Annotated in this window: 32 protein-coding genes; 21 read left to right on the forward strand and 11 right to left on the reverse strand. The window is 57.0% G+C overall.

Going from position 1 to position 22,253, the window contains the following annotated elements; translation table 11 throughout:
* Window positions 1–84: 84 nt before the first annotated feature.
* Entirely contained in the window at window positions 85–1,101 is a 1,017-nt protein-coding gene (locus HJB89_RS25240; protein WP_221150686.1) for a hypothetical protein, read from the reverse strand.
* Window positions 1,102–1,198: 97 nt separating this feature from the next.
* Between HJB89_RS25240 and HJB89_RS25245 the strand changes: the two genes are divergently transcribed.
* A complete protein-coding gene (locus tag HJB89_RS25245) occupies window positions 1,199–1,936 on the forward strand; it encodes a hypothetical protein (protein WP_221150687.1) in 738 nt (245 codons plus the stop codon).
* Here HJB89_RS25245 and HJB89_RS25250 read toward each other — a convergent pair whose 3' ends face one another.
* From HJB89_RS25250 to HJB89_RS25270, 5 genes are all read right to left on the reverse strand, one after another.
* The gene (locus HJB89_RS25250) at window positions 1,937–2,953 is read right to left on the reverse strand and encodes a nucleotidyl transferase AbiEii/AbiGii toxin family protein (protein ID WP_221150688.1); all 1,017 of its coding nucleotides are present in this window, start codon (window positions 2,951–2,953) and stop codon (window positions 1,937–1,939) included.
* Between the two features lie 78 nt (window positions 2,954–3,031).
* On the reverse strand, window positions 3,032–3,883 hold the full coding sequence (locus tag HJB89_RS25255; protein WP_221150689.1) for a hypothetical protein: 852 nt from the start codon (window positions 3,881–3,883) through the stop codon (window positions 3,032–3,034).
* A gap of 130 nt (window positions 3,884–4,013) precedes the next feature.
* On the reverse strand, window positions 4,014–4,637 hold the full coding sequence (locus tag HJB89_RS25260) for a hypothetical protein (protein WP_221150690.1): 624 nt from the start codon (window positions 4,635–4,637) through the stop codon (window positions 4,014–4,016).
* 59 nt (window positions 4,638–4,696) lie between these two features.
* Window positions 4,697–4,897, reverse strand: coding sequence for a hypothetical protein (locus tag HJB89_RS25265; protein ID WP_221150691.1), 201 nt, complete (start codon window positions 4,895–4,897; stop codon window positions 4,697–4,699).
* Window positions 4,898–5,277: 380 nt separating this feature from the next.
* Window positions 5,278–5,619, reverse strand: a complete 342-nt coding sequence (locus HJB89_RS25270) for a hypothetical protein (RefSeq protein ID WP_221150692.1) — start codon at window positions 5,617–5,619, stop codon at window positions 5,278–5,280.
* A 635-nt stretch (window positions 5,620–6,254) separates the two neighbouring features.
* Between HJB89_RS25270 and HJB89_RS25275 the strand changes: the two genes are divergently transcribed.
* From HJB89_RS25275 to HJB89_RS25330, 12 genes are all read left to right on the forward strand, one after another.
* Entirely contained in the window at window positions 6,255–7,718 is a 1,464-nt protein-coding gene (locus HJB89_RS25275; RefSeq protein WP_221150693.1) for a hypothetical protein, read from the forward strand.
* On the forward strand, window positions 7,715–8,557 hold the full coding sequence (locus tag HJB89_RS25280; protein WP_221150694.1) for a hypothetical protein: 843 nt from the start codon (window positions 7,715–7,717) through the stop codon (window positions 8,555–8,557). Before HJB89_RS25275 ends, HJB89_RS25280 begins: the two co-directional genes overlap by 4 nt.
* Before the next feature lie 194 nt (window positions 8,558–8,751).
* Entirely contained in the window at window positions 8,752–9,294 is a 543-nt protein-coding gene (locus tag HJB89_RS25285) for a metallophosphoesterase family protein (protein WP_221150695.1), read from the forward strand.
* Window positions 9,291–9,989, forward strand: coding sequence for a hypothetical protein (locus tag HJB89_RS25290; RefSeq protein ID WP_221150696.1), 699 nt, complete (start codon window positions 9,291–9,293; stop codon window positions 9,987–9,989). The genes HJB89_RS25285 and HJB89_RS25290 overlap by 4 nt, the downstream gene beginning before the upstream one ends.
* Window positions 9,979–10,428 carry a hypothetical protein gene (locus tag HJB89_RS25295; RefSeq protein WP_221150697.1) on the forward strand — a complete coding sequence of 150 codons (450 nt, stop codon included), beginning with the start codon at window positions 9,979–9,981 and terminating at the stop codon, window positions 10,426–10,428. Before HJB89_RS25290 ends, HJB89_RS25295 begins: the two co-directional genes overlap by 11 nt.
* Window positions 10,421–10,708: a hypothetical protein gene (locus tag HJB89_RS25300; RefSeq protein WP_221150698.1), complete on the forward strand. Its 288-nt coding sequence runs from the start codon at window positions 10,421–10,423 to the stop codon at window positions 10,706–10,708. Before HJB89_RS25295 ends, HJB89_RS25300 begins: the two co-directional genes overlap by 8 nt.
* Window positions 10,701–11,369 (forward strand): hypothetical protein, encoded by a 669-nt coding sequence (locus tag HJB89_RS25305; RefSeq protein WP_221150699.1) that lies wholly within the window; start codon window positions 10,701–10,703, stop codon window positions 11,367–11,369. Before HJB89_RS25300 ends, HJB89_RS25305 begins: the two co-directional genes overlap by 8 nt.
* A complete protein-coding gene (locus HJB89_RS25310; protein ID WP_221150700.1) occupies window positions 11,359–12,000 on the forward strand; it encodes a hypothetical protein in 642 nt (213 codons plus the stop codon). Before HJB89_RS25305 ends, HJB89_RS25310 begins: the two co-directional genes overlap by 11 nt.
* Entirely contained in the window at window positions 11,997–12,440 is a 444-nt protein-coding gene (locus tag HJB89_RS25315; RefSeq protein ID WP_221150701.1) for a hypothetical protein, read from the forward strand. Before HJB89_RS25310 ends, HJB89_RS25315 begins: the two co-directional genes overlap by 4 nt.
* Before the next feature lie 146 nt (window positions 12,441–12,586).
* On the forward strand, window positions 12,587–12,877 hold the full coding sequence (locus tag HJB89_RS25320; protein WP_221150702.1) for a hypothetical protein: 291 nt from the start codon (window positions 12,587–12,589) through the stop codon (window positions 12,875–12,877).
* 248 nt (window positions 12,878–13,125) lie between these two features.
* Complete coding sequence (locus HJB89_RS25325; RefSeq protein ID WP_221150703.1) at window positions 13,126–13,608, forward strand: hypothetical protein; 483 nt, start codon at window positions 13,126–13,128, stop codon at window positions 13,606–13,608.
* Window positions 13,609–15,183: a hypothetical protein gene (locus HJB89_RS25330; protein ID WP_221150704.1), complete on the forward strand. Its 1,575-nt coding sequence runs from the start codon at window positions 13,609–13,611 to the stop codon at window positions 15,181–15,183. It abuts the gene before it with no gap.
* Between the two features lie 152 nt (window positions 15,184–15,335).
* Here HJB89_RS25330 and HJB89_RS25335 read toward each other — a convergent pair whose 3' ends face one another.
* Complete coding sequence (locus HJB89_RS25335; RefSeq protein WP_221150705.1) at window positions 15,336–16,922, reverse strand: hypothetical protein; 1,587 nt, start codon at window positions 16,920–16,922, stop codon at window positions 15,336–15,338.
* 267 nt (window positions 16,923–17,189) lie between these two features.
* On the opposite strand from HJB89_RS25335, the gene HJB89_RS25340 reads away from it, so the two are divergent.
* Window positions 17,190–17,429: a DUF982 domain-containing protein gene (locus HJB89_RS25340; protein WP_207583287.1), complete on the forward strand. Its 240-nt coding sequence runs from the start codon at window positions 17,190–17,192 to the stop codon at window positions 17,427–17,429.
* Between the two features lie 26 nt (window positions 17,430–17,455).
* On the opposite strand, the gene HJB89_RS25345 is transcribed toward HJB89_RS25340, so the two are convergent.
* From HJB89_RS25345 to HJB89_RS25360, 4 genes are all read right to left on the reverse strand, one after another.
* Window positions 17,456–17,683, reverse strand: coding sequence for a hypothetical protein (locus tag HJB89_RS25345; protein WP_221132212.1), 228 nt, complete (start codon window positions 17,681–17,683; stop codon window positions 17,456–17,458).
* 11 nt (window positions 17,684–17,694) lie between these two features.
* Window positions 17,695–17,958, reverse strand: a complete 264-nt coding sequence (locus HJB89_RS25350; protein ID WP_221141130.1) for a hypothetical protein — start codon at window positions 17,956–17,958, stop codon at window positions 17,695–17,697.
* Between the two features lie 415 nt (window positions 17,959–18,373).
* On the reverse strand, window positions 18,374–18,835 hold the full coding sequence (locus HJB89_RS25355) for a retropepsin-like aspartic protease (RefSeq protein ID WP_221150706.1): 462 nt from the start codon (window positions 18,833–18,835) through the stop codon (window positions 18,374–18,376).
* A gap of 160 nt (window positions 18,836–18,995) precedes the next feature.
* Entirely contained in the window at window positions 18,996–19,643 is a 648-nt protein-coding gene (locus HJB89_RS25360; RefSeq protein WP_011650846.1) for a S24 family peptidase, read from the reverse strand.
* 83 nt (window positions 19,644–19,726) lie between these two features.
* Between HJB89_RS25360 and HJB89_RS25365 the strand changes: the two genes are divergently transcribed.
* From HJB89_RS25365 to HJB89_RS25395, 7 genes are all read left to right on the forward strand, one after another.
* Window positions 19,727–19,936 carry a hypothetical protein gene (locus HJB89_RS25365; protein WP_259671337.1) on the forward strand — a complete coding sequence of 70 codons (210 nt, stop codon included), beginning with the start codon at window positions 19,727–19,729 and terminating at the stop codon, window positions 19,934–19,936.
* Between the two features lie 184 nt (window positions 19,937–20,120).
* Entirely contained in the window at window positions 20,121–20,345 is a 225-nt protein-coding gene (locus tag HJB89_RS25370) for a sigma-70 family RNA polymerase sigma factor (RefSeq protein ID WP_207583290.1), read from the forward strand.
* 46 nt (window positions 20,346–20,391) lie between these two features.
* Complete coding sequence (locus HJB89_RS25375; RefSeq protein WP_207583291.1) at window positions 20,392–20,757, forward strand: hypothetical protein; 366 nt, start codon at window positions 20,392–20,394, stop codon at window positions 20,755–20,757.
* Window positions 20,723–21,121: a hypothetical protein gene (locus HJB89_RS25380; RefSeq protein WP_207584270.1), complete on the forward strand. Its 399-nt coding sequence runs from the start codon at window positions 20,723–20,725 to the stop codon at window positions 21,119–21,121. The genes HJB89_RS25375 and HJB89_RS25380 overlap by 35 nt, the downstream gene beginning before the upstream one ends.
* The gene (locus HJB89_RS25385; RefSeq protein ID WP_207583292.1) at window positions 21,118–21,429 is read left to right on the forward strand and encodes a GcrA family cell cycle regulator; all 312 of its coding nucleotides are present in this window, start codon (window positions 21,118–21,120) and stop codon (window positions 21,427–21,429) included. The genes HJB89_RS25380 and HJB89_RS25385 overlap by 4 nt, the downstream gene beginning before the upstream one ends.
* Window positions 21,426–21,623 (forward strand): response regulator transcription factor, encoded by a 198-nt coding sequence (locus HJB89_RS25390; RefSeq protein WP_207583293.1) that lies wholly within the window; start codon window positions 21,426–21,428, stop codon window positions 21,621–21,623. The genes HJB89_RS25385 and HJB89_RS25390 overlap by 4 nt, the downstream gene beginning before the upstream one ends.
* Window positions 21,624–21,637: 14 nt before the next feature.
* The coding region (locus HJB89_RS25395; protein ID WP_221150711.1) for a hypothetical protein at window positions 21,638–22,253 on the forward strand (616 nt) is incomplete at its 3' end.

The raw sequence follows: 22,253 nt of genomic DNA on the forward strand, positions 1-22,253 counted from the left end.
GACCCAGGAGTTCGTCCGCACCGGCATCATGAAGGTAGTGAGAAGTTGCGAGATTCGCAACTGCATGTTCGTTGTAACGAACGATTACAGCACACCTCCGACGACCTTCTCGATCTCTTCCTGGATGATCGCCCGCAGGAAATCATGTTCCCTCAAGCTCATCGGCGTCAGGAAGCGGCGAGCGTGCGTGTGGATCGTGTTGACGGCCTTGTCGGTCGCATCGTCAGTAATCCGGCGTCGGGCTTGATATTGGGCTTCGTCGACAGCCTGGGATTGCTGCGAGCGGTTTAATGGCACGATTTTCGGCCTCTGTGCATCCCGATTGAGAATCGTTTGCCGGGCCTGATTGACTGTCTGGATCGCCTCACGCTCGTCACTTGTATTGAATGAGCGAACGTAGGCCATGACCGCAAGCTCAAACTCAATAAGCTGGGCTTCCAAGTCGACTGCTTTCGGTTCCGTGTCAAAATAAGTGTCGTCAGCATGCAATGCCATAAAGCTACCCAGCGACGTCGACAGTTCTTCGTTGACCTTTCCCTCGATACTGACGTCCCACCTGGAAGACTCCTCACCAAGACCGGCGGCTTCCAAGTCGACTGCTTTCATCGGGTCGATATCGCCACGCTCTGGAGCGGTCCATCTCCCACCAGCGTCACGGAATTCTTTGAGCTTCTCACCAGCTTTGGCTGCAGCATCCTCGCGCTCGATCTCTTCCGAAATCGACATCGCCCAGTCCAGGCATGGAGCCTCTACGGCAATCCGCGAGGCTTCAGCGCGGCCACGGCGCTCGGCTTCCAGGCATGTGGTCATGTCGAAACGCGAGTGCATCATGTAGCTATGCGCGGACCCACCCAGCGACTTTCGAGGCTTTTCAACCCAGTCGAAGATTTCTTGGATGATCTGTTGGATATCGTCAGCGTGAAAGCCCAGTAGATCGAGGTCTTCTTCGCCGTTCCCAGCAAAACCGTATTTGCCAGGGTAGGTATACGTGCTGACGAAACCTAAATGATCGGCGTATCCGGCCAACTTGAATGAGATTTGGAATTCGTTTTTGAAGACGTCGTATCCGACAATACGGACTTTTTTCGTAAGCTTGGCCATGTGCAGCGGCTCCCTACCGCTTTTATCGTTGCCATTACATAGATGGTTGCCGCAAAGTCCGTCGGCTGCAAGCCCGCATGCAAGAAACAGGAACCGGATGAGCATTTTCGAAATCACCATCGGGCATTCGGCACCGCCGCCGTCATTGTTGGCAGCCATTTTTCCTGGCCTCGTTGTTGCTCTGGTCGGCGGGATCGTGGTGTGGGGCCTGACATGGCTCAAGGAAGTGACCATGGCCAAACGGAACCGTCACACCGAGGCCGAGGTGCTGGCATTCTCATTGGCATCCGAATTAGATCGGTTGGTCTCAGCTTGTTATGAGGTCGTCAACGACCCTCAGGAAGAAGACCGCGAGACAGGCTATTGGGAGCCGACCGTCGACACACCAAAGCTTACCTGGGGAAGCGATCTCAAATGGTCTTCGTTTCCAAGATCGTTGCAGTACCGAATACGAGCCCTGCCTAATAAGATCGATGCTGCCGTGAAGTCCTGTGCCGCCGAAGGTGAATATGGTGACGGACCGCCGGACTTCTCTGACTACTTCCGAGAACGTGAATTCAGGTTCAGCTGGATCGGTCTGGAGGCGTCTGCACTACGGTTCGAGCTGTCGAAGAACTATGGTGTCGAGTACCTGGATCGCGGGAGCTGGGACCCGGACGATAGCTTTAAGGAAAAGATCGCGAAGATCGAGAAGCAGAAAGAGGAGCTTGCCAAGGCTCGAAAGAACCATCCATTTTTTCAGCAGAAGGTTCCGATTGAGGAATTGGAAAAGCGCCGGTCCGAGTTGGGCGCGGCGCTTGAAGTGGCGAAGGCCAAGGCGAACACTACCTGGTGATCAGAATTTCGGCCGGAAGGCCAGGGTTGCTGGATCGCGGTAGTCGCCCATCTGAACGACGACGCCGTCGGTCGCCTTTGTATGACGTTCCCGCAACTTGTTCATGATCTCAGCCTGCCTCTGGACGCGCTGACGGCGTTCCTGGACAAGCTTCAGGTCGGCAACGATATGTCGACGGACTTGGACATACAGCTCGCGGCCGTCGCACAGGACGTCGATGAACTTGTTGACGTCAGGCGAGTGCTTGTCTTTCCAGGCATGCCAGAGCTTTGCCTTCTCCTGAGCCAGTTCCCATTTTAGAGCTTTGGGCTCCTCCGGAATGACGTTCATGATCGAGAAATCGCTGAGTTGCTTGCGACGAAGCTTGTGGAGGATTTCCTCAGCGATGTGCTTCGGGTCCAGGTTCATGCCGTTCAGCATCGAGAGGTCGCGGAAATCTTTCCAACGCGTGGTTTCCTGGTTCGTGACGACCTCGATCAGCTTGTCGGCAGCCTGGCTCTCAAACGTCTGGTACAGACCGAGAAGTGGCTCCTGACCCTTGAAGAAGACCGATCCGTGACGGCGCTCCGGACGGAATTTCGGAAACAGCTGGGTGCCGCCGGTCACCTCGATCTTGTTGTTGATCCGGGTGTTCCCGGCATACGCACAGACCTTGTATCGGTCGCCACCATGACCGTCGATATGAAGCGGCTCGGGTTCACGGGTGTAGCTGCGAAGCTCGATGCCTTTTGCGGCCAGGTCCGGCTTCATCAACTCGAATGCCCGGCAGATTTCGTGTGGCTCGATCTTCCGCTCGAATAGGATATCGAGGTCGCTTGTCTCGCGGGTGACCTGCGGATGCAGGAGACCGCCCTTGATCATGTGGCGAGGGATGAGGTGCTTGGAAAGGCCCCGCGAAATTTCCTCGGCCAACATGCGTTCAGTGGCCTTGCGGGTGTCGATGCCGTGCAGCTGGCAGGCAGACTTGATGCGATTGATGAGACGAATTCCTTCGTCGTAAACGGCGGCGTTGGCCATTGTAGCTCTCCCAAAGCTTTTGTTTGGAAGAGCGTGTGGTCAGCTGACGCATACGACGAATTTCGGCGGATCGGCCGATCAGGGCCGGTTGATAAACCAGGTCTTCTTGGCTTGCAGGGCCCGGACGAAGTTGGCTTCCGTCATGGCCTGGGCGTAACCGGCATGAAGGGCATCGTCATAGTGGATCGTAACAGGTGTCCGCACCGTCGGCTGAAAGGCCAGCAACAGCTTCAGTGTCGAACCAGGTTTCGTCCATGGCATCGACGATCCGCCGCGACGTCCACCGGTCGAGATGTGTCCTGGCTGGCTTCTAGCTGCGTTGATGATGCCGCTGCGCTCTGCGTTGCCATAACGCTCGGGCCGCTGCCAAAGTCCGTGAGTGCCGTTCACAACACCCCAGAACATGCCGGGGGCATTACGAGACGCGCCAACCCATTTAAGGCTCCGGGGTAGCCTTCCAGGACCTTGGGAAGCAGATCGCTGGGCTCTGAGAGCCGACCGCTTGATCACCTCATCCTTGGCCCTCTTGGTCAGCCGTTTGAATTGCACCTTGTTGAAAGCACCGCCGAAAGCTGACGGGGTGGCCGAGTAGGAAAGGATATCGGTTCTGGCGGTTCCTGGATCACCAGGGTGTCGAGCCTGACCCGTGATTGGAAAATACAGATAGTCCGCTTGAGTGGGCAGCATATCGACGGATGCGAACATGCGGTCCCCATCCCGCCACTTTGCACGGGTGACTTTCATCGGCCGTAGCGTAAATGGTCTTGGACGGTCGACAGATCGGCTGATTTCGTCCTGGACTTTTCTGCCGACGACGAATGCCGTGTCGTCTAGCTGTTGAGCCAGAGCGCGAGGAAAAACCTGACGGCCGATAGCGTCGAGTTCGCGTTGGATCAACGGGCCGTTGAAATTGAAGGCTACGCTGACCATGAGCAGCTCCCAAAAAAATGACCCGGCAGCGGATGTCCGCGCCAGGCCAGGTGGGCGCAGTTGGAAAAGATCGGTCGCGCCGGGGAGTAATCATCGTGAGTCCTGGCGGAGAGAAGCGCAAGCGCCATTGTCAGCCTCCTAGTGCTGTAACGCGAGCTTCCAGAGAAGCGACACGTTGGATGAGTGGGTCATGAGTAACATTCGGCTTCGCGTCGCCGTACACGCCCTCCGCTAAGGATTTAATCGATGTCACCCAAGTCGCTGCCCGGGTGGCGTTGCCGAACATCAGTTCGAGGGCGGTCTTTGTCCCGATGGCGGTGATCATCTCGGGCGTGCCGATTGCCTTCTCGGCCAGGCTCTTCCCGCTGAGTGCATCCAGAATTTCCGGGGAGCCGACTGTAACTGTCGATAGGCTCTTGCCGTTCTGGTCGAGCCAAGCAGCGATATCGGTATCGTTGCCATACGTCAGGCGCATTACCGACGAACTTGTCGTTTGCGTGAGGAACTGGGTCCAGGCCGCACCGTATCCGTCGATACCGAGGATGACAGAGAAAAACGATCTTTGGCGGTCGGGATCATCGAAGTATGTTTCGGACCGTGGATCACTTGACCAACCGCCACCGTCGGTACCTGACCCGGTCAGGACGATTTTGTAGAGCCGGTCAATGGCCTCGATCAAAGCTGTAAGCTCAGGGCTCTCCGGTGCCGTCAGGTCTTTGACCTTTTCGCGTAGATCAAGAACGACAGCTTCCATTTCCGTCGTTCGCAGAAGATGGTCAGATGGGGAAGTGGAATCGGATGAGTGAGCCACCATTACCGGGTGCTCCCAGGCCGCTGACGGCGGTTTTTAACGTCACGGATGGCGCAGGCGGATGCAACCCTTGCAATGCGGCCGTCGCCAGCAGTTTCGGCCTCCAGCAGGGTCAGACCGTATAGACGGCAATTTGCCAGCTTTCGGCGGGTGTATTCCTCAATCTCTTCATTGGTCAGTTTCGAAAGATCGGGATGTGGCATAGTGGTTCTCCGTAGACTCCCCATAGGAGAACCCGGTCGGCCGAAACGACCAAGTCAAACGTCGAGGCTGGTCTGGGTGGGTTGGTCGACGAGTAGCCGTGGCGGAAGCTGACGACGATATTTCCGTGCCAGCTTAACGGCGATCAGCCCGAAAGCCCAATGCCGGATGACGATCTCCGTCGGCCACTTAGCCAAGCTATGCCCTAGCCGAGTATCAGACTTGCTAAAGCCGGATTTGTTGGCTTTCTGTGCATGGTCAAGATCGAGAGCGGCCAGGTACCGGACAGCCTCATGCGCCCGGGTCAGGACCTCGTCACTATGTGACTGTTGATAAATCGGTTTCGAAACTACTGAGTAATGGGGGGAGAGACCGGCTTCACTCATAGCTGGATACCCCGCTTCGTGTACCAGCTAGCCTCTGGGTCTTTGAAGCTCTCCTTCAGCCAAGTCAGCCGACGGTGCATAAGACGGCCAGCTGAACGGCCGTTGTAACCTCGGCTCTTGAGAGCCTCGACTGCGGCCACCAGGAGCCTGTCGAGAATGTCCTTTGATCCGGAAACGGCTTTGCCTTGCTCAAGGTCGATGACCAACTTTGCCACAGCCATGGCCGCTGCCGTGTCCAGCTCGGCGGTCTCAGGCTCGGCTGCCGCGTTGAGGCGGGCACGATAGCGTTGCTGGCGCTGGCGCTGCTTCTCACTTCGTCCTGTTGCTTGTCTTGGCATTGTCGCTCTCCCGGCGGTCACTACGTGTCGTCACTACGTTATGCCGGGATGTTGCAAGTGACACGGCTTGCGCCATTGCTGCCGTGAAGTAATGATTTACCGGCTCGCTCCTAAGCCCTTGCCGAGCCATCCTCCGTGCAGCGGTCAAGGCGGGCACCAGCGGTGCCTCTTGGTTTAAACAAAATCGCGAAGCGCAAGGGCAAACTAAAATAACCAAAAGCGAAGCGAACCTAGTTGGACTTAGTATTAGAGGCGAAACCCGGAAGAGCCTCAACAAAATCGCCAGGATAAATACCTTCTCGTCAACAATGTTTTCATCCCAGATTTCCCAACTCGGCCTCTGGGTCAAATATGTTTATATCCCGGATTTCCCAACTCGGATTTTTACCTCGAAACCCCATTGATCTATTTTCATCCTCGTCAACAAAATTTGGGATTTAATGCTTGCGTCTTGTTCCGCCGTCGACAACACTTGTTGTTAAGGGAACAGAGCAATACCGATGAATACCCAATCCGCGACACCGATTGCCGGTCGCAAGAGCTTTCGCCCGGGTCCTCAGGGCAGCCTTCAAATACTCGAAAGGCATCCACACAAGTTCGGTGAGGTCGCCCCATCATCACCCAGGCCGCCTGAAATGATGACCGGTATCCGCGTCAAGAAGGGCAGTCTTTCGGTCTTTGATATCGGGGTCTGGGAAATCCTGCTGGCAAATGCCTATGAAGTCGACCCGTCGATGGAGCGCCTGGACTATTCCGTTTCGATGAAGGCGTTGACGAGGTTCATGGGTAAGGATGCCCGCGCGGCTGGCGTGATTGCTGCCGTCGACAGGCTGACGGATATCAGACTGGATTTCGGCGATAGCGACGATCCTCATCGCAAGTTCGCAAACGTCCCCATGGTCACAATGTGGGAAGAGCTTACCCGCGACGATCACCGGATCGAGTATTCCTTCCCGACGCCGATCCGCAAGCTCATGAGCAAGATGCCTCGTTTTGCCTATGTCGAGTTGGCCGCCATTGCTGACGGATCGATGTCGTCGAAATACAGCCCAGCACTCTACAAGCACCTGGCTCTCGAAAGCCACAAGCGCAAATGGATACCAGGCGAGGCCAACGAGGTCTTCGTTCAGCTTACACCTGCGCAGCTCGCCGACATCATCGGATTCCCTCGGGATGCTGATGGCAATATGAATACGGGTAAGCTCCGTGACTTCGTCGACCGTTCAATTCAAGACTTGAAAAAGGTTCGCCGGTTCCGCACGGCCGTGGAAAAAGTAACCGAGAGTGGTCGCGGGAAAGCCATCCGGTACTATAACTTCACGCTCACGCTTCAGCCACCGCGACCGTGCCTTGTTCCGGGCGATAAGGTTACCGTTGCCGATGGTGGTGCTGACGATCCACTTTATCAGATCAATTCCGGCACCTGGGCCAAGGCCGTCCACCTCTTTGGCCGTGGCGAGGTCTTCGCTGGGTATTACGAACGACGGTTCTTCGAGTTTTGGTTGGCAGTGCTTAAGGAATCCCTCGACAAGAAGCCTTTATCGGCTGGGTATGACTTAAGGACGTTCAGGGGGGAAGGTCTCCTGGCTGCTATCAACGAGTCCGGTGCCGAACATGCCCTCTGGGCGATGTTGGCTGAGGAAGCTGGCGATCCCGATCTCGCAGGTAAGATGACCTACCAGGATCGAATCGAAGGACAGATCGGCCGGGCTGAACGGATTGGTGCGAAAACGACCAAGCTCAAGAAGCTGATTCAGATCGAAGCGGAAGCTGTCGAGCGCGAGAAACAACAGGTCCTGGCTGCTGCCCGTGCCGCCGCTGAGGCTGCGCTTGTGATCCCTGCCGGGACCGGCGGAGGCGAGTTCGAGGATTGCGTGAAGGCGATCCTCCAGCTGAACGACATCGAAGACCAACATTGGCAGAACATCGTCGCTCGGATCGAAGAGACCCGATGGACCGGCAATCGAAAGATCGTCCTCCGGGTCTACACCGTCAGCGGCCATCATCGCTCGACCTTCAAAATCTCACCAACAAAAACGGAATGGTCATCGCTGATCGAAGAGGTCGCGTCCATCACAGCCGAGGTAATCTATCAATGATCCCTGATATCATTCCACAAGCACTCGTATTCAAAGTCGATGAAGGCGTCCGGGATGAAGCGTTCCGGGATGTCATCGACGACATCCGACGGCTGACGAGGAATTGGATTGGACCAGCAACTCATCATGCCGTCTTCAGCTACCAGCTGAACGGAAGCTCCAGGCAATATGTACCTCTCGGCTTGGAGCTTCCTGACGACACCGACGGCATCGATGAAATCCTATCCGACCTATCGGAGCTGAGCCGCGTTTATGTGACGCAAAACCTCAACTGGATGGCGGAGAACCGTAAGGTGGCGAGACCGACAAGCCGGGTGAAAAAGAAGGAACCTGAACCCGATCCGGAAGACATGAAGTATGGCTTCAATGTCGCAAAAATCCGACCCTCGTTGCGGCATATGATCGAGCCTGAAGCAAGGGCAGAGGGAAGGAAGTTTGCCGCTCTGCTCGACGGTTTTCCGTTCGCTGATAAGACAGCGCGGGAGAACCAGACCTGGATCGAGATGGACGTCATCGCCATCCTTCGTGACCAGTATCCAAATATCTATGACGCCAACATCGCCCTGGAAGGCGCGGTCGTACGGGAGCTACGCGTCATCGGTGATCCTGCGAACCAGCAGCGTCTGCCTGAAAGCTGGGCAGTGTTCAGGCGACAGTTTGGATGGAACCACCCCGGCGCTTTCAGCAACTGCTGCCAGAACGTATCCAGGCATTTCGCCTTTGAAAAGCTGAAGGAGATGATGGATGCGAAGAAGAAGAAGCCACAAGGCATCGTATCTCGATACAACGAGAGCGTCCTCGAAAGTGGGGTGGATTACATTGGAAATCAGGCCGTTTAACTTCGGTTAACCTTCCGCCATTTTCCGCTTGATCCATGGACTCCCTCGTGGTTGTATACCCGCAGCCATTAATGCCCGAAAGGCACCTAAACATGCGAGTCCAGTCACACCTATCTGCGAAAATATCAGCCTAACGGTTGATGCCGCGTTGGCGGTTTTCGGAGAATTGTGACTAGATTAAAGGACTCGCAGAAATGGCGTTCACCTCGCAATACTTCACCGCCGACCATCATTTTGGTCATAGCCGCATGCTCGAAAACCGTCCGTTCTCCGACACGGACGAGATGGACCGACACCTGATCGACGCCTGGAATTCGGTCGTCCGAGATGGTGATATCGTCTGGCATTTGGGCGATTTCAGCTATCATTCGGAAGACCGTACCGCCTCGATTTTCTCGCAGTTGCGGGGCCGGAAAAGGTTGATCCTTGGGAATCACGATCTAGACAACAACGGCGACATCCGGAAATCAATTGCCGGGCTGGCCTGGGATATCGAGCCGACCCATTACGCCGAATGCAAACTCGACGGCGACCGTATTGTCCTAAATCATTATGCCCAGCGCACCTGGAACGCGAGCATCCATGGTAGCTGGCACTTGTTCGGTCATAGCCACGGTCGCCTGCCTGCGTTTGGCCGGTCGCGGGATTGCGGCGTCGATTGCCCTGATGTCGGATTTGCGCCTGCCTCTTTCAAAAATCTGACCGCCAGCATGCGCAACGCGGAGGTGGTCGCATGAGCCCTGACGTCATCGACCGCATCCGCGTGATGCATCGCAAATACTATCATGAGTCTATCGATACGCTCCCTGACGGGTGGTTTCAGCTCGTTGACGACTTTCTTCACGTCATTAATAGCATCGGCGACATGACCGACGGCGTCTCCGTTCGCTTCGAGCGGACCCCGTCCGGCCTAAAAGCTTTTTGCTTTCCAGAGATGAGCAGATGGCATCCGGAGCAGGACATCGCTCTTCGTGTTGCGCAACGCACGATCTACGGCCTCAGCCAGCAGACGTGCGAGGTTTGCGGACTCCCCGGCGCTTCCGACGGGCACCATATCCGGTGCATCGGTCACGCCGGGGCTGATCCCGCTGAAGCCAGGGCGGCGGCGATCTATCAGGAAGTCCGCGATCTATTCCCGTCGATCCACGGCAAGGCCATCGACCTGGACGTCCCCGATCACCTTTTCGATTTGCTTGCCAGCACCCTCCGTTCGATCCACAAGCTCGTACAGCAAGAGGATATCGTCGGCAAAGTCCTAATCACGCGCCTGGAGATGGACGACGGTGCGCTCTTCATTCGGGTCCGTTATATCGATCTGACGGCCGTACATCTCGGTGCTCAGATGTCGATCAACACAATGATCGCTGACCTGGAAGCACAGGCTGACGAACTTGTACGCAAGCACAAGCAGGGAGGCTCCAATGCTTCCTAAAAATTTCGACCGCGAGACTTTCATCGCCCAGCTCCGTCAAGAACACAGCCGCATCCTGCCGCCGCACGTCGAGTTTGCAGTCGAAGACGGCTGGCTGCAACTGATCGCCGACCGGCTCCGCGATGCAGAGACTATCCTTGAAAAGCACGGCTGGATTAATCGCGCGGGCATCCGGCAGATCAAGGAAAAATTCGGGGAGCTACGAATCTACATCCGACCCCGGACCGAAGACGAAAGCTACCCAGATGAGTTGGCTGCCGAAATGGAAGGCCTCCGTCGCGTGGTCGCCGACAACTCAGCTTACACTTGTGAAATCTGCGGCGACCTGGGCGAAATCGGCAATTTTGGTGGCTATTACCAATGCCTTTGCCCCAGGCATGCTGATCAACGCCGTGCTTGGATCGCACGCGGACGTGAAGGAGACATTTTCCATGACTGACACCGTCCACACCCGCACTCCAGCGCACCAACACCTGATCGACGCCCGGATTCGAGAGGCTGACCTGATTAAGGCAGTCATCCACGCATACATCGTCGAGAACCGAGACGTCCCGTTCGCCGAGCGCATTGATGTCGTCCGGCGCAAAGCTTTCGCGACGCCGTATTTCTATCACCTGACTGGCATCGAGAAAGCATTTGTGATCGCACAAACGACGATGAAAATCAGCGACGTTCTCTGGCGGATCGAACGAGAACGCCGGGAGGCTGAAGATGCCTGACCGCATCGTCGGCGGCCGGATTGTTCCTGATCGCCGCAAACTTCTTACAATGTCACCGCTCCAAGAGGCGGCGGATACAGTCCTGGAGGCGCTGTATCCGGGTATCTGGCGGCGTGCTGAAAACGATATCGACCAGCTGCCACGACTATTCTATGACGGCGTCTGGCGGGATCACCACGACGAGATCATTGCTGATATCCATGCTTTTGCTGATCTTCACCCAGTCGACGACCAGCGCACGGAACAGGCGATCAAGGCGTGGTCGGATCAGAGTGCAGGAGAGCTTCGAGGCGAATACAGCCAGTCGTATTACCGCACCGCCGTGCACGTCGGCTTGCTTGCATATGTCAAACAGATGCGAGAGCTGCGACAAAAGATGCATTCCGAGGAAGGATGGCATCGCATCGTCGAACGTTTCCATGACGCTTGCTCGGGCCAACCGGGCTACGGCTTCCTTGGCGCTCATGAAAAGTGGGGCGGTCTTCGTCTCGCTTATCGATGTGATACGTCTGCGAATGACGCATGCCGGGCAGCGGAACGTGTCGCTGTCGAACGAGCTGCCGTGACCTGCGAGATGTGTGGTGCTCCCGGCGAGTTACGGTGGACGACCTGGCGGAAAACGCTGTGTGATGTGCACGCAGGGAACCGATATGATGACTGATCTCATGAAATGCCACGAAGCCGTCCAGGCGCTGGGCGTTGATCTCCTGAATCTTATCGACATCCTTGCTATCGGCGATATCATCCCCACCGCACCTGACGGCCTGACCGGAGCAGAGGTCTGGGCCAGGAACGAGGAAATCCGACTGTCAGCTAATGATATCGACCTGATCAAGGTCGAGCTGCGCCGCCGCCGGTTTGATGATTTCAGGGTGGAATACGCCGATGTCTATCAGCCCGATCCGCGTCCTGGTTATGGAGGGCTTCAATTCGGACCAGGATGGACCGGCATTCTCGTCGATTACGCCGATGGCATACGTGATCTAACAAAGCGAGGGCGACCTGCCTGGCTCCGTCGGGGTAAAGAAAAATTCGGAGCCCTCAGATTGTATTCCGACCACATGCTCTCAGCGGAATCGGAGGTCATCCAGCTTCATCGCATTGCGTTGCAAGCGAGCCTGGTGACGTGCCAGGAATGCGGGCAACCAGCTCGACTGCGGTTTGGGCATTCAATCTGTCTGACTCTTTGCGACCGACACGCTCATATCATCGGTGAGCCCGATCCGGGCCGAGACGGTATCATTTTAGATGTCGACGCCTGGGCCATGAAACACGGAGAAGATGGAGAATGAAGCCGCTTCGAGCTGCCAACGACACCCTCATTGACTACACGACGACCCTTCAATTCCTTTGCGGAGACCTTATCGGCGAAGGATGCAGCGTCGTTCTCGATGAGCGCCAGTATCCGGTGCTGCTCGCATTCCTGGAACGGATCGCGGCCATCGGCGATATCAATTTCCGATTGGAAATGTGTGTCGACCATCGCCCGGGATATTCGGTCAGCTGGGATAATGATGGCTCCGAAGAGCAAGACGACGAAGTCGACCGGGTCATGGGTGAACTCGTCCAGTCACTCGGATTCGACGCCGGAAGCATCGCTAAGCCCGGGGTGATCGCTGATCCCGCCGATATCCTCAATGCGATCCACCTGCAGGATGCGGCATTGTCGGTGTTGGCCAAGGTCCCATACGCCGAGCCAGAGGGCTGGGACGAGATGCCGGAGGACAAGTAAACCCAGGCATCTTCGCCACCGGGCGGAACCTAACCGGCTCTAGCTACCAAACTGATTGATGAGCACCGCAATAGGATTAAATTCCGTTGGCGGCCGACGAGAATGTCCAGCAGACTGGTCTTCAAAGCAATGTTTTGGAGACGGGAATGCATGAGAAATTTTGGACAAGAGCGGACTTCGAGGCGCTGGTGAAGCTGTACATCGCCGGAAAATCGAACCCTGAAATTGCGGAGGCGCTTGGCCGGACGAGACAGGCCGTTGCAACAAAAGGATCGAGGATCGGTCTATATTCGCTGACACGAGATGAGTTGCAGGAGCCCGGAGTTGCTGTTCGGACTTGCCTGAATCCGGAAATGCCGCACCTGTTCGTTTCCACCGGCATTCACAATCGTACGTGCGCGGACTGCAAAAAGACCCAGGTTTTCCAGGCCGCGTAGAATATATTTGCTTGTGCAGTTGATCAGTAAAAAAGCAGAAATTCCCACTTTCTTGCTGATCGCATTTGACTTCAAACGCTTATCAAAAATTCGTTAAAATGCCGATGTCCTAAACGTCGGTGTCAACGCATTTGGCCCCGACATTTGGGACAAGCATCTGAAATCATTTTGCTTTTTGTTTCAACCTGTTGCTTCCACGTAGTCCGACAGCTATGTTCTGTCGGTCGAAACCGGAACTAATTGAAAAGATGTCCGAAATTAACGAAACCGTTCACGCGGTAGCGGCTCTTGTTGCGCGTTCAAAAAGGGTCAGGGCTAACATTGAGAAGGCGCGGGAAGCTCTTCGGATTTACTTGCCGGGAGAGCATGTAGAGCTGCCGTTCAGGCGGGCGGTTTGTCATCCGCTTTTGGGAGGCATTCTCCGGAAAGATGAAGCTCACGACATTCCTGGGCCCTCGTTCACGGTAAACTCGTTGCGCCGTGCCGCCGACAAGGGCGAGCTGCAGACGTCGTGGCACGGGTCAAACCAGTTCACATCTGCAGCTTCGCTCCGAGACTGGATCGCGATGAGGCAAGGAGCACGGCCAGAGAAGGCGAAGGTGGTTCAGTATCTTTCCCCGAAGGCCAAAACGCTGGACGAGAAGCGGCAAGCCAAGGCTTCGGTTGAGAACGCAACCGCTCGGTTGATCTCCATGAAAGCTGCACTCGCGAAGAAAAAGCAGGGGAAGTGAATGGGACGAAAGTCAGACGGTATCCGCGCTTGGTACGACAAGAAGATCGACAAATGGCACATCATCGATCCCGAACCTGGTGCCCCAAAATATCGATGGAGCCTTGGCTTCGGCGGCGAAAAGACTGGAGCAGCGGCAGCTCACAGGGCGGCAGATAAATATAAGCAGGAGAAAATGGCGGGCGGTCGCTTGATGATGACCCGTCAAGCGACGTCAGATGTCACAGTCGCCGACCTGATTACATTCTACATTGACCGCCGGATCGAAAATTTCACTCCGGACGACGACTATCCGAACGAGATCGCTCGGCCAGAGGATGTTCTCGGCCGTTTGGGGATATTGTTGGAGTTCTTCGAAGACTTACCCCTCGATTCGGTCAGCCGCGTTCGGTGCCTGGACTTCGGGAAATTCGTCCACAATCGGGAGATCGCCCGGGCGAAGGCACTTCACGACCGCCAGGTTGCGGTCTATCAAGAGAAGTTGGTCGCTTTCCAAAAGAAGGCCGATGCCCGTCAGAAGTTCATCATTGACCTGGCTGAACGGGGACATCATCGAGTTCTACCCCCGTTGAGGTCCAAGCCGCCCGCTCTGTTGGAACCGTTCAATCCGGCGATGTTCCCGTACCGCCGGTCAGCAGCTCGACGCTATCTGGAAGAATTGAGCGCTGCCGTGACGTTTGCGGTGACGTACGAGTTTATCCGGCACAAAATCCACATCCACCTGCCGCCAAAATATGAGCCGAGAAAACACGCCTTCACTCTCGCTGATGTTCGCCGGATGATCCGGGCGGCTTGGAAGCATAAGGGGATGGGCTGGATCAACGGTAAGCCGGTGAAAGACCTTCCAACCCGGAGGCATCTCGCACGCTTCGCATTCCTGGCGATCACGACGGGATCGCGAAAGGACAAGGTGGAACGAGTGTCCTTTCAAAACGATGGTGATCGACCTTGGATCGATCTCTACCAAGTGATTGATGACGATACAGGCGAGCTAGTTTGGAAGGGTCGATATCATCGGCTCGGCGACGAAGAGGTCGAGCACAAAACGAAGCAAGCCCCGTCTTTCCCTATCCCTGATATCGTCGTTAAGCGGCTTGTCCGTTGGCGTGACGAGGGCATCATCTACCCCTGTGCCTATCCTTATCACCGCCTTGGGAAGGAAGAGCCAGGCAATGTGAAGGACGGGATGAAGGCAATCTTCGAAGAGACGTTCGGCGACGAAACCGAGTCAGTCATTCACACTTTCAGGCATTCTGCAGCGACTTGGCTCTGCGGCCAAAAGGATTTGCCGCTGCCGTCTATCGCGGCCTATTTGGGCATGTCGACTGAAACCTTGGTCAAGACCTACGCCAAACACCGCGAGGAAGACATGCAGAAAATCGCCCAGGCGGTCTCCGATCCGAAGCGAAAAAGCACGGGCGTTCACGCGGTCAAGTTGCGCGAGACAAATCCGAAACAGGTCAAGAACGCCCGACAGAAATCGACAGAAACCGACAGAATGGAAATCAATGAGGGTAAACGAGAATCAACGAGTTCGGGAAAAAGCCTTGGAAAATCAAAGCGAAGTGCGGCGTAGCAAGGTGACTCAACACCTGCCTCTGGTCGTTCGGGACGTGGGGGTCGGAGGTTCGAATCCTCTCACTCCGACCAGATAGAACCCCCGCTCCGGCGGGGTTTTTCGTTTCTCGCTGATGTCTGCAAAAATCCCCCAGCATGTTTGCTGCGATCTCAGCCGCCGACTGTGATCTCACCATCGGCAACACGTTTCACAAATATCTTCAAACCTTCATGCCTGAGTTTCTTCCAACTGCCGTCGGAAACCATTGATTTAGCCAGATCGGCAAACCCCGTGGTGAGGTAGGGAACCTGCGATGCCGGTCGTTTGCCGAGCGCTTGAATCAAGCAGTCAGTTCTTGGCGGGGACGAGAACGTGTTTCCGGAACGTTGCATGCCGATCTCCACATGATCTGAGCCGTCCGGAAATTTGATCGTCCCATAGCCGCACTTGGCCGCCGCATTCACTTCGGCCTTGGAGAGCTTGTCTTGCAGAAGAAATGACAGCTGGCTGAACGTGTTGCCAGCGTAGTCGAACTGACCCAGTATAATGAAGTCCAGCTCGTTCTGCCCCTTCTTGGCGCCTTTGATCTTGCCAAAGAAGTCGGAATTCACCTTGGTGTCTTTGCCGGTCGTCATGGCAAGCATTTCGCCCAGCTTGATATAGATCCTCGGCTTTGACGAAACGTTTTCGGAAGCCGCCGCGGCGTTGCCTGAAGGCAGACTTGCGGTCTCAGGCTTGGCATAGGCGTCAGCGAAGGCTTGCAGCGTCGTGAGGTTGAGCGCCTCGGGAAGCGAACCGCTCTTGAACTTGCGGCAAGAGAGCGCGGCTTGCCGTGTTGTCTTGTCAGGCTTGCCCTCAACATTCCCTGGCTTGCAACCCAAATGAGCCAGTTGCTGCTGCAACCTCTTGAGCAAGCCTGCTTGTTCGGCGGAATAGTCGCTGACACCGCGGGTCACACTGATATTGCGGACATCGATGCCGATACCATCGCGCTGCACCACGTCAAACTGGGACGTATGATTGTCATAGGTCTTCCAGTCATGACCCCAACCCATCATCACCGGGCCGAGAATGAAGTTGAATGATTTCGGGTCGCGGTGTGATTGCGGCTCGCACTCGTTCGATTCCCAGCAATTCGGAGCCTGGTTGGTTGCTTCGCCTTCGGCGGCGTAGATCACCTTGTTGTCGCAGCTTGCCGTAACCCATCCGCTCTCATCGCTTGCCCATCGGATTTTCAGCGAGAATGTCGCCCATTTGCCGAAATCTCCCGGTTTTTGGCACTGGTGGGCGAGAAAGTTCACGCCGTTGCGCGTGTCGGCTTTCAGCATGTAGATGAAATTGTGGACTGCCGGCCCTTCCCAGGAGGCGAAACGCAAATGGCTGTCCCGGCCATCGGGATAAAAGCCATTTGCGGAGTTGTTGTGCCAGCCTTCGTAGGCAAAAGTCGGATCGAGCCGGAAATCAAACGTGTATTCGACGCTTTCGCCAGCCTTCATGTCTCGCGTATAGCGAATCGTCGAGCGGACGTTGCCATTGCGACAATCATTTTCGCCGCGTCCATCTCCATAGTCGACATTGGAACATTGACGGTCGAATATCTGAAACCGGGTCACGCCGTCCTTGGCCTCCGGTCTGACAGATCCGTTGAACTTGTGGCGTTCAAAACCTTTGGGGAGCGGGTCGGCGGTCGCGACTGCGTCGGTCAAAAAAACCGCAAGCGCGCCAACCGCCAGTCCAACTATATGATTTTTCAACATAGTTGTTTCTCCAAATTGGACTCCGAGCATATCACGATCTCGTTTGGAAGGTAGGGTTTAGATCGGTCCCTTGCCGCAGAAGGCCTTCACCAGCTCGCTCTTCTCTCCAGTTATAATTTTTCTGCCGGAAAATTATAACGACGCGATTGAACAGCAGCGCGCGGCATCGGCATTGCCCGAATCAGCTTTGATGCGCCGGTTTTCGAATCAACCGGAACGAGTCCCAAAGTGATTCGTTGAGTCGAGTTCCGTGTGAGATACTGCGCCATGAGCAAGCGACGAAGCTTCAAACCGGTGAAGATCACCATCAATGGCAAGGTGAGGACGGTCTATAATGTCGTCCAGGCCGGCAACACTTTGCTGAATGACTGGCCCGACCAGACGGCGGCGGCCAAGGTTGCTGAGCGGCTTGTGCTTGACGTCTTCAACGATGCCGCCGAGCCCGAGCAGGTGCGGCGGGCCTTCATCACTGCGGCCAAGGCGAGCGACATCAAGTACAGCTCGTGATCGGTGATATCGGGCAAAATCCTGGCTCACTTCCATGAGACCTGTTCCTGATCGGTGCGATCCTGGTGCTTGAACTGCGTCTCCATCCAGGCGGCCGTGATGATCGCGGCGAGGAAGCCGAAGGTAAGGCAGGCGATGGCCTGCTTGCGCCGGGAGATGAAGGTTACCGGCGCCGGGGTGAGGGGCTTTTCCACGCATTCACGGCTCAAGCAGGAGCAGCCGGAAAACGCCTTGATGATGCAATCGGCAGGCATCTCCGTTCTCCTCAGGCGTAAAGCTGATCGTGATCGGTCATGCCCATGATCTCGCGGGCATAGCGGTAATGCTCCTCGACCGAGGCCGCAGCGCCGCGCAGCCAGGAGGGGCCGCGGATCGAATGTTCGGGACGGCGCAGGAAGGCAAAGCCGAGGGCGCCCATGCGCTGCGCCTCGATCGCCATATAGGCGCTGCAGTCGTTCATCCCCCACGCGCCATTCCAGCGGGCGTCACGTTTGCTCTCCTCGGTCTCGATATTGCGGATGTGCTGCATCGCCTGTCCCCTCACGCGCCTCTGATCGGTTTGTGAGAAGAAGGTATATATCATACCCGATTGCGTCAATGGTATCAGGTATAAAAAATACCCTACAGATTGACGAGGTACGAATCATAGGCGTATGTCTGTCGCCAGTGATTGGGCGACCGGGTGCAACTCCCGAGCTGACGAAGCCCAGCGGCGCGGGAAGCGAAAGTCCTTAAGTGCGCTGTCAGAAAATCAGGACGAGGGCGAAGCGAATGGCCCCTCTGGCACGTGTCCCATCCCGGCTCCGGCCTTCAGGACCTGGCCAATGCTCTCCCGGCTTCATGGGCTTTGCTCAGGGGGTAGGGGGAAGCTTTGGCCGGAACCCTCCCTCACCAGCCTTCAGGGACGAAGAAAAGAGAATAGGAGAGAGATATGGTGAAAGAGATCAGGATACCGTATGCGCGAGACGGTTGGAGCTATCCACTCTGGAAAGACCAGGCAGAACAAGTTTCCATGCCCGTCTTTGCGGATCGAAGCCAAATTCAAACATCGTCAGAAACGAACGGCCGAGTATCATGTCATAGGGCTTGCCCGATGAACGAAAGGGCGCCATCTGGAGATCCGCCTGAAGATCTGGAAGGCCATCAATCCAGATAGTGGCCTTGTGAATTGTGGTTTCTGTTGAATGGCCGACGGCGAAGAAAGTGTCTTTCCCGACTACTGGCAGGCCCGTCTTCCTGATGATTTCAGGATCAGCATATATCGCGGCAGCCCCTGAATCGAGCAGCGCCACAGCTTTAACAGTGGCCACAGAACCAACAACTACCAAGTCAATGCAAGGGGAGCAGTTAACGTTGTCCGCGTCACGATTGCCAGCCTTGTCGACAAGAAAAACAGGGATGCTCACGCTCACTGTATCATCTCGCGGGCGGCGCTGAAGGCCAGGAGAAACACCGCGAATGTAACGATATAGAACCAGATTCGGCCGGCGCGCGAGGAAGGGCGGATCATCTTGGTTTCCTTGATGAATAGGGCTGATTTGCAGTATTGCTGCCGAGCATCGGTCCCTACATCTCGATGATCGATCGGCGGACGCGGCCGACGATGGTGACGGCGCCCTGGAATTCCGGCGGCGGCACGTCCTCGTAGGAGGCGGGCTGGAACGGCGGGTCGTCGTTCGGGCGATAGCGCTTGTAGGTGGCCGCACCCGTCTCGTCGGCGACGACATAAAGCGCGTTCGGCGCCAGGCGCTTGTCGCGAAGATTGACGAAGATGATCGAGCCCGGCGGCGAGATCTTGTTCATCGAATTGCCTTCGACTTCGAGCGCGATCCATTCGCCGTCGGGCAGATCGAGGGCGGCGACCGTCGGGAATTCCGAAAAGTCGGTGATCGGCGCCTGCTCGCTCAGCTGTCCGGCGCTGACCCAGGAGATCTTCGGCACGTCTGCAACGGAGGCCGGCAGCTCATCCGGATCGAGCGCGTTGCCGGTGCCGAACTGCAGCCAGTTGAGATTGACCTTGAAGGCGCGGGCATATTTCTTCGCATCGGCGATGCCGAAGCCGTTGCGGCCGGACTCATGCGCCTTGTAGACATTGGCATTCCAGCCGAACCGATCGACGATCGCCTTCGGCCCGGCAAAGCCGGCGTTTTTCCTGGCCATGACCAGCCGCTTTGCGCGTTCTTCGCGTTCAAATTGTTCCTGATCTTTCAACATGATATGAAAAATACCCCAATTTAGGGTATATGTCATGCCCTATTGTGCTTGACATTCAGGGTATTAAATATACCCTAGCGCACATGACAAACAGCGAGACCATCAGCCCCTCCACCCTGGCGGCAATCGGCCTGATCCAGCGCGGAAGCCGCCGCTTCACCGGCTGCCCGATGTGCGGCAAGGCGCTGTCGATTGCCGAGGTGATCGAGCGCCACTGCGAAAATTGCGACCGGCAAACGAGCCCGAAAGAGATGCGGAAGATCACCGATCCCGATAGCCCCACCCCTCCCTGACGGCTGTCGGTGGCTGGCGTCGTCGCCTCCCTCGGCGACGCCGGCATCAATTCCCCGGGTAGTAGCCCGGCAGACGACCGGAGCCTTTGCTCCCCCAACAGAATTCGAAATCAAGCACCGGGGCAGCCCCCGCTTCGGCGGCAACGGTGCGCTGCGCTCGAAATGGACAACAAGGATCACTGGCATGAACGCGCTCGAGCTCTTCCGCACCGGCCGGGACTATATCGAAATCGCAGCCATCCTCGGCGTGTCGGTGCCTTCGGTCGAGACCGAGATCCACCGGCTTCGAAGCGCCGAGAAGGGCGACACCGCGGGGCTGGATCATGCCGGCGCTGAGATCCGCCGGTTTTCCCCGCGCCTCAAGCCGGGCACTTCAGTCAATTTTTTCGGCGGGCAACGGCGGATTTGAGGTCACGGCGGGGCCGTGGCTCGATCGGCGAGAGAAAGGAAACGGTATGGCGAAGGACGCAATGAGCAAGGACATCATGGACATCCTCAGCCCGGTGCTGGGGGAGGAGCTGGCGGCAGCCGTCATCGAGCATCGCAAGCGCACGCTGAGGAAGCCGCTGACGGCCTATGCCGCCCGGATGCAGGCCAGGGAATATCTGCTGACCGGCGATCCGGCCGGCGCCGCCGAGATGCAGATCTTCCGCGGCTGGCAGGCGATCAAATGCGACTGGTACCTCAAGGAGAAGGCGAGGGAAGCCGGGTCGATCAACAGCAGCACGAGAAGGACGACAGTCGATGCCGCAAGAGATTTCCTCTCCGGTGAAGATCATAGCGGGGATGCTTTCGGGCTTCCCGGCATCCGCCGGCACTGATCCCGATATGCAGATCCGCGCCTATCTCGTCGCCATCGACGGCATTTCGGCCGAGGCGGTCTGGCGCGCCGCCAGAGGCTTCATCTCCGGGAAGGTGAGGGATCATAACCGCGCCTTTGCCCCGAGCAGCGCCAGTTTTGCCGAGGAGTGCCGAAATCAGCAGGCGGCGATGGCAGCCCAAAGCCGCCCGCGCATCGAACGGGAAGCCGAGGCACCGAAGCCGAAGGTCGCCGCCTACAAGATGCAGCTGCTGCGCGATGCCGCCAATGGCAGCTGCAGCGCCAAGCGCGAGCTGGCGAAAATGTTTCCCGACAACCCGATCATCGCAAGAGCCGCGCGCGACGCGCAGGAGGCAGCAGGGTGAGAGACCTATTCTGGACGGAAGACAGGATCGTCAAGGCCGCGCAGCTTTGGCAGGAAGGGCGCTCGGCAAGAGCGATCGCCGAGCTGTTCGGCTCGAAGAAGAACACCGTCATCAACATGGCGCACCGCAACCGCGACAGGTTCCCCGCCAGGCAGGACGCCAGGCAGGACACAAGGCAGAAGCCGCCGGAGGCCGATGCCGCGCCGGCCGCGCCGATCCGCCATCCCGACCGCGTCCGGCGGGTGACGTTTTCCGGCGCCGAAGTGACGATGCCGCGCGTGCCGTTCATCGATGGGCCGGCGCCATGAGCAAGATCACCCCACGCGAGACCGAAATCATCGGCTGGATGGCGGCCGGAAAGACCGCCGCCGAGATCGGCACCATTCTCGGCATCTCCCACATCACGGTGAATACCCACATCGCCAACGCCAAGGCGAGACTCGGCATCTTCAAGGATACCGCCCTGGTCGCCGCCGCACTGCGCAACGGCATCATTCGATAGGAAGGACAATCAGCATGGGTGGCAAAGCAGCCAAGGCTAGGACACAACGGGCAAACAAGGGCGCCGGCCGGCCGCGCAAGGAGAATGTCGAGCGTTTTCCCTGCGGCAAGATCAAGCCTTTCGAGACCGAGAAGGACAATATCAGCGTCGCCATATCAGCCCGCCGCCGCATCCACGGCTTCGGCCGGACGGTCGATGACGAGACGGTCAAGAGCCCGTTTGCCGGTTATACCCTCGGCCGCATGTTCCTCGACGGCTTGATCAGCGCCGAGCAGCGCCAGGCCGGCGACGACTATGCCGAGGCCATGGCCCGCTACCACAAGACCACCGGCATCCCGGCCCCGAGCCCGCGCGCCCAATCGCTCTTCACTGTCAAAGGCCACGAAGGCGAAGTGACCGAAAGCCTCGCCGACCGCGCCCGCAAAGCCAGTAACCGCATGATGGCCCTGCAGGGCATCCTGCTGCGCTGCCAGGACGGCCCGCAGGTCAGGAGCACGGTCTATAACGTCACGGTGATGGACTACGAACACCTGCGCCAGATGCCGCCGCAGCAATTGCTGTGGCTGCGGCGGCATCTGGCGCAGGTGTTCGTAGTCCATCACCGTGACGTTATAGACCGTGCTCCTGACC

The sequence above is a fragment of the Rhizobium sp. NZLR8 genome, from assembly GCF_019685025.1.
In the GTDB taxonomy this organism is placed as follows: Bacteria; Pseudomonadota; Alphaproteobacteria; order Rhizobiales; family Rhizobiaceae; genus Rhizobium.